Below are 12,361 nucleotides of genomic sequence, written 5' to 3' on the forward strand. Positions count from 1 at the left end.
CCGCACCCCGGGGGAGGGGTCACCACATCTGCGTGTCGTCCGAGAGGTCGCCCTCCACGATCGTCGGGTCACCGAACTCCCCGTCCGTCATCGCGGAGCCGACGGCCCCGGCGAAGAGTCCCCCGAGGATCTCCTCGACGCGCACCTCGGTGGCACCGGCGGGCGCCGTGGTCTTCTCGCCCTCGCCGAGGCGCAGCACCAGCGCGAACTTCTTGACCTTCGCCTTCTCCGCCAGCTTGGAGAGGTCCACGGACACCTCGGTCAGCTCACCGTTCTTCAGGGTGAAGTCGGCGGTGACCTTCTTGTCGGGCGCGTCCGCGAAGTCCTTGGCGGTGGGCAGTTCGTCGCCGATCGGCAGCTCCTTCTGCAGCGGCCGGAGCGTGTCGAACAGCTCGGTCACCAGGGTGCGGAACGGTGCCGTGGCCTCGATGTGCTCGGTGCCGTCCGACCCGCCGGAGGTGGTGAAGTCGACCTGCTCGGCGACGACCTTCTTCAACGCGTCCGTCAGCTTCTTCTGCGCCTTGGCGTCGAGGGTGGGCTCCGCCGACGGCTCGTCGCCCCCGAGGCCCCCGGCACCCGACATCCCCTTGCCGGTCTCCTCCATCTCCTTCTTCGAGACCTTGAGCCACTTGCCGTCGAGGAGCTTCTTGAACGCCCCGGCCTCGGCGGGAAGTTCGTCGGCCGACGGCATGGGGCTGCCCGAGAGCTCCCCGAGGGTCACGGCGTCGACGCGGAAGTAGACGTCGTCGCCGATCAGCCGGTACTCGAGCAGGTCGCCGTCGTTGCCGCTGACCTTCATCGCCATGGCCGTGAAGTCCTTCTCCTCGGACTTCTCGATCGGCTTCCTCGACTGCACGGAGAAGCTGATCCGCGCCTCGCTGAGCAGCTCGGCGACCTCGTCGGGCATCTCCTCGCCCGGATCCGACGACTCGGCGTCCAGCGCCTTCAGCGACGCGGCGTCGGTGTCCAGGTCCAGCTCGAAGGAGACCGAACGCTCCTCACCGAGCTTGTCGAAGGCGTTGTCCAGCTTCTGCCCGGCGGACAGGTTCTCCACGGTGCCGCAGGCGGCGGTGCCGGCGAGAACCATGCCGGCGACGGCGGTGGTGGTCAGAGTCTTGCGCAGCGCGAAAATGACGATCTCCTCGTGAGAATGACCGCGTCGGTCATCGATGAAGACCGTTCGGGACGTCGAACGGTTGTATGGCAAACGTAAGTTCCCTGACGGTTCCGCCCGTTGAGTGCGGGCTGCGCCGACTCACCGGACCGCCGGGCGGGAAGAAGCGGGACATGTCCACTCACACGACGGCGGCGGCCGGGGTCCAGGTCTGTTCCCTCAAGCGGGACACTCCGCAGACGATCCCGGCGAACAGCCCCTACACGGTCATCAGGTTCCCTTTCGGGTCCGCCGAGTCCAGCGACCAGTTCACCATGCACCAGGTCAACCAGCCGGACGGGTACGTCATCACCAACTGGGACACCGACCCGCGCTCCGGACTCATATGGCCGAGCGTCGCCGGCTGGGGGACCCTGTACGCGATGATCCAGTGGGAGGCCGGTGGCTACAGCGAACTACGCGACCAGTTCGTCCGCGACCCGCTCGGTCTCACCCCGAACCCGAACGACACCACGGCCACGGAACACCGCCCGCCCAGCCCCGGCATGCAGTGCTGGACCAAGAGCTGGGGCATCTTCGTGGACCCGGCCGTCCCCCTCGCCGTACGCGCCACCCATGACGACGGCGTGGCGCGCAAGATCGTCCTGGCCGAGTTCAAACTCGTGATCCACGAAGCCGCCTGACCCGCCCCGGCCTGACCCGCCCCGGCCTGACCCGCCTCGGCGTGACCCGCCCCGGTCTGACCCGCCCCGGTTAGGGCGGTCCTCCGGCCGGGGTCATCGCGGGGTGACGGTGACCGTGGCGTACGCGAAGGCCTCACCCTCCCGGGGCGCGCGGTTCCAGGACCGGGTGGTCAGCTGCGGCAGGATGCCCTCGGCCAGGGCGTGCCGGGGGAGGGAGAGGCCGAACTCGTCCTGCACGGCGCCCAGCAGGCGTCGCTCGCGGTCCGCGTCGTCGACGCCGCGCAGGACATGGTCCGGGTCGAGGGCCGTGGGCACCTGCCCCGAGCGCTCGACGTCCGTGCCGCGCAGTGTGTAGGCGTACCGCTCCTCACCCCGCTCGGCCACCGAGAGGTGGAACACCGCGGAGGTGTCGTCGTGACCGCGGCGCACCCACAGCACCACGGCGCGTCCGCCGCGCGAGGCACCGGCGGCCGGGGAGACGAAGAAGGTCCGGGGCTCCGAAGCCCGCGGGGCCGTGTCGAAGCCGAACGCCCACCCGGAGCCCGTCCGGCCCACCGCCACCACGGCCCGGTCCTCCCACGGCGCCGAGTCGTCCCGCGGCCTGACGTCGTACGGGAACCACCCGGCGGGACGGACGGGCGGGGCGGTCAGACCCGCGCCCCCGTCCTCACCGACCAGACCGGGCAGCGCCTCCGGCTCCACGCCCTCCACCCACAGGCACCGGTAGGAGCGGTGCGGGGCGTTCCACCGCTGGGGCTCCGCCAGCCAGCGCAGCCCCGGCGGATCCAGGTCCGGCACCGGCTCGGGTATCGCGCCCGCGCGGCCGGCCCGGGGCGTGGCCAGCAACTCCAGCCCCCGCTCCCGCGTCACCACCGGCCCCAGGACGGGGTCGGCCAGCAGGCCGAGCGGTGCCAGCAGGTCCGGCGCGGGCGGCTGCCACGACGGCAGCGCGACGCGGATCAGCCGCCACGCGGTGTCCGTGTCACCCCGGCGCGCCGCGTCCCGCGCCTCGGCGACCGCCTGTCCGAAGGCGCCGTCCGGTGCGTAGCGGTGGGAGCCGTCGCGCACCCGGGCGAGTATCGAGTCGGCGGCCGCCCGAACGCCGTCGTCGGTCTCGACGCCCAGCGCGAACGGCCGCTCGGACCGGCCGGGGCGGCTGTCCCGCACGTGGGCGAGGGCCATCACGGGCACCAGCTCGTCCGTGCAGCGCGGATCGGCGACGAGCCCGCCGAAGAAAATGCCACCGTGCCCGACGCCTCGCGACAGGACGTCGAGCTGCCCCAGCATGCCCCAGGCCCCCGGCCGCCCGTAGCGCTGCGCGGAAGCGAGCAGCTCCCGGGCGGCCTCCCGCCTCCCGCTCAGAGCCTCCTCCCGCGCCCGCTCGACCTCGGCGTCCCGGGCGCGGGTCGTGTCGTTCACGAAGTCCGGGAGCGGCGCCCGCTCGGCGTGGAAGGACTCGTACCTGCGCCGCATGTAGGCACGGAACGACGGATACCGGGTCGGGTACTCGCCGCTCCAGCCCTTGTAGACGTAGAGGGCCCACTCACCGTCGTCGTCGGTGTCGCCCGGGTCGAGCAGCGCGTAGGACATGTCGGAGTCGGTCTCCAGCTGAAGCGCGCGCTCCCACATCCCGGCGAGCAGCACCTCCTGCTCGGTCGCCCGCTCGTCCAGGCTCTCCCGGTACATCGGCGTCATGCCGAACGGGTCGCCGAACCAGCCGATCTCGTGCGCCGCACCGAGCTGGTGGATCGAATCGTCGCGCAGGCTCCAGCCGTTGCTCGCCAGAAGGAACTCCCGGTAGGACGGCGGCAGTCGGGTCCCCAGACGCCGCTCGGCGTCGGCCACCTCGGCCTCGGACGCCGGCGGAGCCGCGAGCGTCAGGTCGGCGAGGGTCGTCTCCCCCTCCGCCAGCTCCATCGCCTCGTCCTCGCTCGGCACCCACTCGTCCTGCCAACGCCGCAGGAACGTCCCCCAGTCGAACCCGTCACTGTTCATGCGCCGATGGTGGCACCCACCACTGACATCGCCGCTTCCTTGGTCCCGTCGCCCGAGGCCGGACAGGGACGAAAGTCGCCCGTCCGACGACTTCCGCCCGATGTCTTCGCCGGACGCCCGCCGATGGACTGGGCGCATGCCGATCCGGACGTCAAAGCCCACCGCCGTGGCCACCCGCGCCCTCGCCCCCGACCTGGCGCGGGGCTTCATGCTCCTGTTCATCGCGCTCGCCAACTCCCACTATTTCTTGCGGGGCACGGCGGTGCTCGGCGGATACCCACGCGACGGCTCCCCCGTGGACTCGGCCGTGACATGGCTGATCTCGACGTTCGTCGACGGCCGCGCCTTCCCGATGTTCGGGCTGCTGTTCGGGTACGGCGTCGCCCGCATCGTGAGCAGGCAGGAGGACGGCACACCACGGTCGGTGCGGCGGCTTCTGTGGCGACGCAGCCTGGCACTGGTCGTCGTCGGTTCCCTGCACGCACTGCTGCTGTACGTCGGGGACATCCTGGCGGCCTACGGGGTGCTGCTGTTCGTCGGAGCGTGGATGGTCCGCTGGAAGGACCGCTCGCTGCTGCTGACCGCCGCGCTGTTCCTGGTGCTCGTCTCCCTGCCGGGCGGGGACTCGTCGACCATCAGCACCGATCCGCCCGACGGCGCGCTGCTCCCCGCCGACCTGCTCACGATGGTCGTGGAGCGGGCGCGGACGGCGCCCTACATCGCGCTGCTCGGACCTCTCGGGTTCATGTGCCCGTTCGCGGCGGGGCTCTGGGCGGGCCGCCGGCGGATCCTGGAACAGCCCGAGCGGTACCGGGCCTTGCTGCGGGTCACGGCCTCCGTGGGGCTGGGCGCCGCCGTCCTCGGCGCCCAGCCGATCTCGCTGATGCTGGCGGGAGTCGTGCCCGTGCCGGACCGGCCGGCCCAGGAACTGATCGGCCCGCTGCACGACGCGACGGGCGTCCTCGGCGGCTTCGGCTACGCGGCGGCGGTGTCCTTGCTCGTGCTTCGGCTCGGGAACCGCCGGGGCCCGGTGGTGAACGCGATCGCCGCCACGGGCCAGCGGTCGATGACGTGCTACCTCGCACAGTCGGTGATCTGGGCGCTCGTCTTCACGCCCTTCCTGCTGGACCTCTCCGCGACCCTGACGGTCACCACCACGGCCCTCCTGGCCCTCATTACCTGGACGGCGACAGTATTGCTGGCCCACCACCTGCACCGAACGGGGCACCGGGGCCCGTTCGAGGTACTGGTCAGGCGCGTGACCTACGGACGACCACCCGTCTGAGCGGGGTGGGACAAGTCGGCAAGGGTGATGTCGTCGGCCACGTCCGCTCATCGACGTGGGAGCGTTCGTCGTCCCCCCAGGTTGCTCCGGGCGTCGAACCGGTCGCCTCCGGTTGTCCTACGCGAGGCTGCTGTCCCGGTGGGTACGGGCGACGGCGGGGTGATGCAGGGGAGCGGCCGGTCGACGGCCCGCATGGTGGCGCCCTGATAGAGGGGCTACGGTTCCCCGGTGCCGAGCAGTATCCCTGCGGAGCTGACTCGTCGAAGCGCCATCCACACGAGGATCTAAAACATGTAACGTTTGTCAACGCACTTTACTCACGGCTTGTTCGTGCGGTCCGTGTACGCTGAGCGTATGACCGACAACGCCGCTTCTTCGGCCGGGCCCCTTGTCACCGGCTCCGAGATCGCTCGGCTTGCCGGCGTCACCAGGGCGGCCGTCTCCAACTGGCGCCGCCGCTACGAGGACTTCCCCGCGCCGGCCGGAGGATCGGCGAACAGCCCGCTCTACGCGATGAGCGAGGTGCAGGCCTGGCTGGAGAAGCAGCGCAAGGGCCAGGAGGTCTCACCGGAGGTCGAACTCTGGCAGGCGATGCGGGCCGCGTACGGGGAGCAGATGCTCACGGGCCTCGCCGACGTGGCGGGACTGCTGACCGGAGAAGACGCGTCGGGGCCGCCCGATGTCGTCACCGTCCGGGTGCGTGAGCTGCTGCGGACCGAAACGCCCGCCGACGTCGTCGACGGACTGGCGGAACGTTTCATGGACTCGGCCCGGCGTTCCGGTTCCGACCTGGTGACGTCTGAACGGCTCGTGCGGGCGGTACGCCACTTCGCTCCCGATCTGCCGGCCGACGCGACAGTCTTCGACCCCGCCTGCGGTATCGGATCGCTGCTCCTTTCCGTCGCGGCCGGAGACGGAACCGACTGCCGGGGTCAGGAACTGGATGCTGACAGCGCACGCTTCGCGCAGCACCGGGCCGATCTCATGGGCAGGTCTGTAGTGCGCATCGTCGCGGGCGACTCCCTGCGCGCGGACGAGTGGCCGGACCTCAAGGCGGACCTGGTCGTCTGCGACCCCCCGGCCGGTGTGACCGATTGGGGCCGGGAGGAGCTGCTGCTCGACTCCCGCTGGGAACTGGGTACCCCCTCCAAGGCTGAGGGGGAACTCGCCTGGCTCCAGCACGCTTACGCCCACACGGCGCCCGGCGGCCGGGTTCTCATGGTCATGCCCGCCTCGGTGGCCTACCGCAAGGCGGGCCGGCGCATCAGGGCCGAACTCGTCCGCAGGGGCATCGTGTGCCAGGTGGTCGCCCTCCCGCCGGGTACGGCGACGTCCCACGCCCTGCCGGTTCACCTGTGGTGTCTACGGCGTCCCGCGAACACGAACGCCGACGACGGCAACCGAACGGTGCGCATGGTCGACCTGACCGCCAACGACCCCGACGCGGGTCTGGAGCCACGCCCCGACCAGGTGGCGGACGTGCCGTTGATCGCGCTCATGGACGACACGGTCGACCTGACACCCGGCAGACACATGAGGGCGCTCCATCGCGACTACCCCGGTGAGTACGCCGCGCTGCGGGAGGAACTGGCGGAGGAGCTCGGCCGGCTCGCCGCTCTCCTGCCTCAGCTCGGACCTGGTGACGGACCTGGCTACCTGGACGGAGCCACGACCAGCGTCGCGGAGCTCGCCCGCGCAGGTCTCGTCGCGTACGACGGCGCGGAACCGGTCTCGACCAGTGACCAGCTCGACACGGACTATTTGCAAGGCTTTCTGCGCAGTTCCGTCAACGCACGCAGATCCACCAGCGCCAGTGGAACCTATCGCCTGGATGGCAAGGGCTCACGTGTTCCCCGCATGGGCATCGACGACCAGCGCCGCTACGGATCGGCCTTCCGGGGCCTGTCCGAGTTCGAGGAGCGCATCCGCAAGGTCGACGAGCTGAGCCGCCGGCTCGCGGACATCGCCCGCGAAGGGCTGGCCACTGGCGCCCTGGCACCGGAGAAGTAGAGGGCAGGGCGCCGGCCGGACCGTCAGGCGACGTGCGCGAGGAACGGGCTCGCGGCTCCGCTCCACGTCACGCTCAACGCCTCCCTGGCCCGCGTGCAGGCGACGAAGAGGAGGCACCGTTCGCGGAGCAGGTCGGCTTCGTGCTGTGGTGCGTCCGCCTCGCGCGGGGTGATCTCCCGGGTAAACGGGACAGCCCCCTCGCCGACTCCTAGGACGGACACCGCCCGGAACTCCAGGCCCTTCATCGCGTGCATCGTCGCCAGCCGCACTCCCTCGGCGCCCTGCGCGGTCTGGCCCTTGACCCGGAGCACCGGTATCCCGGCGGCCCTCAGCTTCTCCTCAGCGGCGTCCAAGGAGAGGTTGAAGCGTGCGCACACGCCGATCTCGTGCGGGGCCAGGCCGTCGTCCAGCAGCTCCCGCACCCGGTCCACCAGGGCCTCGGTCTCCTCCTGACGGGTGGCGTAGCCCTGCGCCTGGGGGTGGCCCCCGTGCAACAGCGAGCGATACCCGGCGAGCGAGTCTGTGCCCTCGCCCTCCAGCGTGTCGACCGTGACGGGAGCCAGAAGCCGCGCCGACCAGGCGAGGATTTCCTCGGTCGAGCGGTAGTTCACGCGCAGGCGGAAGCTGCGGCCGACCGTGGCGATGCCCAGGGAGCCGAGCGACACACGGGAGTCGTAGATCCGCTGATGAGGGTCGCCGGTGATGAACAGATCATCGGGGCCCGTCGCCACGGCGGCACGCAGCACACGCCACTGCGCGGGGTGCAGGTCCTGCGCCTCGTCGACCACGACATGGGCGTACGGGGCCGGCCCCGCGGCCAGGAGATCCGCGGCGCGTGCGCAGATGCCGAGGTGCGTGGTCTCACCGCTGTCCCGCAGCAGCCGCTCGAAACGCTCGACGCCGCTCCACACCTGCCGGCGGCGCGCCGGCCCGAGACCGGTGCCGCGTCCCCGCCGGCTCGCGCCGAGGTAGGCGTCGAGGTCGCGGAGGTCCTGGCCGAGGACGACGTGACGGTACTCCTGTGCCAGAAACCGGGCGGTGAAGGGCAGAGCGAGCTGCTTGACGACCTTCTCCCACAGCTGCCGCTGGTCCCGGTCCCCGACCGGCTTGGGTGTCGCCGCCGACCCTGCCCGCACGACACCGTTGGCGAAGGCGTCCACGGTGGTCACGTCGACCCGCGCCAGCAGCTCCTCGTCCTCGTCGAGCAGCAGGCCGAGCATGTCGCGCAGGCCGGCGGCGAGCGCGTTCGTGTACGTGGTGAGCAGGATGCGGCTGTCGTCGGAGCGTCCCAGCAGGTGCTTGACACGGTGCAGGGCCGCCACCGTCTTGCCCGTTCCGGGGCCGCCGGTGACCTGGACAGGGCCCCCGAACGAGGCGCGGTAGGCGACGCGTCGCTGGGAAGGGTGGAGGAAGACCCGCCAGGCGGCGAACGGCTTGTCCAGGGCCTCCTCCAGCTCCCGCGGGCCCGTGACCAGGCGGATGCGCGCCGAGGTGTTGGCGATCACCGTGGCCAGGTCCTCGACCGGCTCGGCGGGCGCGTCGGCGGGCCGGCGGACGGCCACGACGTCCCGGTACACCTCTTCCGGGCTGAAGCCTTCGGCGAGGTACTGCAGCACCTCCAGCTGGTCCTCCGGAAGGAGCGTGGAGAACGCCTCCAGCTGGGCCTTGCTCGCCAAGGAGCGCGCGGCGCGCAGGACCTGGTCGTCGATGCCCAGCTCACGCAGCGTGCCGTCCGAGATGTGCTCGAAGAGCAGCCGGGAGGCGGAGCGGGCCGCGGTCTCGTACACCGGGGTCAGCTCGTCCAGGGCGACGGCGTTGCGCACTTCCAGGGCCCGGGTCGCGGAGTTCGCGCTGTAGAGGCGCTTCGCCGCCCAGGTGTAGGCGTCGTCGTGCGGCAGCACGTTGACGAGGAGGAAGACGTCGCTGCCGTCGTCCGGAGCCAGGACGACACCGCGCCAGAAGTCCGTGACGCGGATGGTGCGCATACGTTTGTCACGGGCGTTCTCGACGGACTCCAGGTGCAGTCCCTTGTCGGCGTTGAGTTCGGCGGCGCTCATGGCCTGGAACTTGGCCATGGCCTTGCGCACTCCGGCCCGGACCGGTTTTTCGAGGGCGTCGTAGCCGTCCCAGAAGCTCTGGGCGAAGGCGAGCCGGGGCATACGGTGTCTTCCTTTCCGTCGGGCCGATGATCATGATTACGCGGGGGAGCAGGCGCGGGCCAGGAGGGTGGCGATGTCGCGCAAGGCCGACAGCAGCTGCCTCGGTTCACGGGCGAGGTCGACGCTGTGCTGGTACAGCCGCAGTCCGCGTCCGTCCGTGCCCACCGCCGTCCCGCGCACCTCGTGGAAGCGCGTGGGCTGCCGTCCGGCCGCGTAGACCAGGTGTGCCTCGCGCAGGCCGAGCACCGTGGCGTACGCCAGGGCCTGGTAGAAGTCGGCGTTGAGACGGCCGTCGGCCTTCTCCACCTTGTACTTGGCGTCGACGACGGCGACCGGTGTCCGGCCGTCGCGGGTGCGTACCACAAGGTCGGGGCGGATCCGCACGAGGCCGGCGGTGTCCAGGTGGTGGGGATCCTGCGGACGAGGAGCCAGTCCCCGCTCCTTCAGCGCCGCGCTCAGCGCGACGGTGACGAAGTCCTCGAACAACTGGTTCATGTCGAAGAGGAAGCCGTCCACGGCGAGCGGATCGGCGCCTGGGAGCAGGTGCTCCGGCGAGGAGTCCCGCAGGACGGCCTCGCAGAGCCGCAAGGCGGGCTGATAGCGGGAGTTGAGACGGGAGGGCTGCCAGCGCGGCAGTTCCTGTCCTCTGACCAGGGGCAGTGCATCGGCGAGACGGACCCGCTGGTGCGCCAAGCGCCGCCGCACGGGTCCGGGAACGCCGGACAACCGCAGGAGCCGCTCGACGGCGGCCCGCAGGATGCGGTTCTCGGCGGTGTCCGCGGTGTAGGCGTCGTACGCGATCTCCACGGGGGGCGTGCGACCGAAGTGCCGCCGGATTTGTTCGGCCTCGCGTATCCGCCCACGCACCACCAGAGAGGACTCCTCCACCTCCCGGTAACCCTGGAGGACCCCTTGGCGCAGTGCCGCGTCGATCCGTCGTTCCACGGCGTGGGCGAGCGCGGGCACCACGTCGTCGTACGCGCCGGTGTCGACGGTGCCCTCCCGGTCGTCACGCCAGGCCCGTTCCGGGTCGAGGCTGAATCCGAGCAGGAAGAAGATCCGGCTCACCGGGGTCTTGGGCATGATGCGTACGACCGGACCGCCGGGCGTGCGGAGCGCGCCGACGTGGCTCCCCGCCCGCAGCAGCCAGTGGCCGTCCTGGGCCGGGTCCGGTGTGACGCTCTGGAGTACGCCGGAGGCGGCGAGGGCCCGGCCGGCCGCGGCACCGAGCGGTACGGAGACGGCGGGACCGTACTCGCGCAACACCACGTCCGGCCCGGGTGCGGTCATGCCGGCCGCTCGCGCAGCGAGTCGAGACCGTAGCGGGCGGCGACGTCGATGCCCTCGCCGTAGTGATGCTCTTCGAGCAACGGAAGGATCTTCGTGCGCCAGGTCCGGTCGAGGCCGCCGTCGCGGTACACGCCCGGCTTCATCAGGTACGAGGGGCCGATCGCGAAGTCCGCGTCGCTGATCCGGGAGTTCAGGGCGTCGAGGAGGCGGGCCGGCTCGGCGTCGCGGCCCTCACGTTCGAGCCAGCGTCGGAGCAGCCCGGAGGTCGGCTCGGTGCGCGGGGACAGCTCCACGAAGGCGAAGCGGCGCCGCATGGCCGCGTCGACCAGGGCGATCGACCGGTCGGCGGTGTTCATCGTGCCGATCACGAAGAGGTTGGGAGGCAACGGGAAGTCGTCCCCGGAGTAGGTGAGCCGCACGGACCGGTCCCGGTACTCCAGCAGGAAGTACAGCTCGCCGAACACCTTGGCCAGGTTGGCCCGGTTGATCTCGTCGATGATCAGGAAGTGGGGGACGTGCCGGTTGCCCTCGCGGGAGGCGAGGTCGGCGAGCTCTCGCAGCGGGCCGGCGGTCAGCCGGAACGCCACCTCCCGCGTCTCCGGATCCTCCACCGGCCGGAACCCCTCGAAGAAGTCCTCGTACGCGTACGACGGATGGAACTGCACGATTTTGACCTGTTCCGGGCCGCCGCCGAAGTACTCGGCCAGCTTCATCGCCAGGAATGTCTTGCCCGTGCCCGGGGGACCGTAGAACACCAGCTGCTTCTCGTCGAGCAAGAGCTCGCGCAGTTCCTCCAGCCACGCCCGGTCATGGACCAGAAGCTCGTCGGCGAGCGCGTCGCTGATCTCGGGCAGGGCCAGCTCCTTCGGCGCGGGCCGCTCAAGGGTCTCCGCGACCTCGGCCTCGTCCGTGCCGGCCGCCTCACCGGCCAGCCCGTCCAGCGCGTCCAGGACGCCGGTCAGATCGACCAGGTCGTGCTGCACGGACAGCTTCTGCCGCACTTCTCCCGGTAGTTCGTCGTACGCGTGACCGTCCGTGCGCCAGGTGACCGGCCGGCGCAGGTTGGACAGCCCGCCGGGCGACGTGGTCTGCACGGCCTCCCCGGTGATCCGGCCGAGGTACAGCCGGTCGTCGTCGTAGGTGGCCACAGTGTCCCCGACGCGCATCTGCGTCAGGAAGGCGTGCAACTCGTCCACCAGCCCCTGCTTCTGGTGGTACGAGGCCGCTCCCTCGTACCCCTCCTCGACGAAGCGGCGCAGCGCGCTCTTGGTCGGGTCGGATTCCTCCAGCGGGGGCAGGTGCGCGCCCGACAGCGACACGAAGCCTTCCTTCAGCCACAGTTGCCGCACCAGGTTGTGACCCGAGACGTTCGAGCCGCGCACCAGCCACGCCTTGAGCGGGGGACGCCAGCCGGTGGACAGGTAGTCGGAGAGCGGATGGCCCTCGTCGGTGCGCCAGGACTCCGGCCCGGAGGCGTCGTAGCCGTACACGAGCGAGGCGGCGGCCGACGAGGAGTTGCACTCGATGTCCCGGGTCACCACCCAGCGTGCGGGCGCGTCCTGAATACGGCCGGGGACGGCCGGAGCATCCACTAGGGCGCCGTCCGCGCGGAGTTCCGCCCGGAAGCGGCGCGCGTGGCGGCCGAGCCCCGGCCACTCGTCGGCGGTCACGAGGGACCCCTCCCGCAGCAGGAACTTGTTCGTGCCGTTGCCGCCGAACGGCGTCAGCAGGTACCCGCGCGCCTCGGCGCCGTCCTGCGGCAGCTTGATGCGGAAGTCGGGCGTACCGGGGAGGCGGTCGGGGTGGGGCATGAGGTGACCTTCCA

8 protein-coding genes are annotated in these 12,361 nt (G+C 71.1%); 3 read left to right on the forward strand and 5 right to left on the reverse strand.

The window, feature by feature from the left end; genetic code table 11:
* Positions 1–19 precede the first annotated feature (19 nt).
* A complete protein-coding gene (locus tag ACIF8S_RS01215; protein WP_399996620.1) occupies positions 20–1,087 on the reverse strand; it encodes a hypothetical protein in 1,068 nt (355 codons plus the stop codon).
* 200 nt (positions 1,088–1,287) lie between these two features.
* Between ACIF8S_RS01215 and ACIF8S_RS01220 the strand changes: the two genes are divergently transcribed.
* Positions 1,288–1,797, forward strand: coding sequence for a hypothetical protein (locus ACIF8S_RS01220; RefSeq protein ID WP_399996621.1), 510 nt, complete (start codon positions 1,288–1,290; stop codon positions 1,795–1,797).
* Between the two features lie 93 nt (positions 1,798–1,890).
* On the opposite strand, the gene ACIF8S_RS01225 is transcribed toward ACIF8S_RS01220, so the two are convergent.
* On the reverse strand, positions 1,891–3,792 hold the full coding sequence (locus ACIF8S_RS01225) for an SMI1/KNR4 family protein (protein WP_399996622.1): 1,902 nt from the start codon (positions 3,790–3,792) through the stop codon (positions 1,891–1,893).
* 136 nt (positions 3,793–3,928) lie between these two features.
* On the opposite strand from ACIF8S_RS01225, the gene ACIF8S_RS01230 reads away from it, so the two are divergent.
* Positions 3,929–5,077 carry a DUF418 domain-containing protein gene (locus ACIF8S_RS01230; RefSeq protein ID WP_399996624.1) on the forward strand — a complete coding sequence of 383 codons (1,149 nt, stop codon included), beginning with the start codon at positions 3,929–3,931 and terminating at the stop codon, positions 5,075–5,077.
* A gap of 354 nt (positions 5,078–5,431) precedes the next feature.
* Positions 5,432–7,087, forward strand: coding sequence for an N-6 DNA methylase (locus tag ACIF8S_RS01235; RefSeq protein ID WP_399996625.1), 1,656 nt, complete (start codon positions 5,432–5,434; stop codon positions 7,085–7,087).
* Between the two features lie 23 nt (positions 7,088–7,110).
* On the opposite strand, the gene ACIF8S_RS01240 is transcribed toward ACIF8S_RS01235, so the two are convergent.
* The 3 genes from ACIF8S_RS01240 to ACIF8S_RS01250 are packed head-to-tail and all read right to left on the reverse strand — an operon-like array spanning position 7,111 to position 12,347.
* Entirely contained in the window at positions 7,111–9,246 is a 2,136-nt protein-coding gene (locus tag ACIF8S_RS01240; protein WP_399996627.1) for a UvrD-helicase domain-containing protein, read from the reverse strand.
* A gap of 36 nt (positions 9,247–9,282) precedes the next feature.
* Positions 9,283–10,536, reverse strand: coding sequence for an McrC family protein (locus tag ACIF8S_RS01245; protein ID WP_399996628.1), 1,254 nt, complete (start codon positions 10,534–10,536; stop codon positions 9,283–9,285).
* Positions 10,533–12,347 (reverse strand): DUF4357 domain-containing protein, encoded by a 1,815-nt coding sequence (locus ACIF8S_RS01250; RefSeq protein WP_399996630.1) that lies wholly within the window; start codon positions 12,345–12,347, stop codon positions 10,533–10,535. Before ACIF8S_RS01250 ends, ACIF8S_RS01245 begins: the two co-directional genes overlap by 4 nt.
* Between the last annotated feature and the right edge of the window lie 14 nt (positions 12,348–12,361).

This window comes from Streptomyces sp. NPDC085937, from assembly GCF_044540535.1.
In the GTDB taxonomy this organism is placed as follows: Bacteria; Actinomycetota; Actinomycetes; order Streptomycetales; family Streptomycetaceae; genus Streptomyces.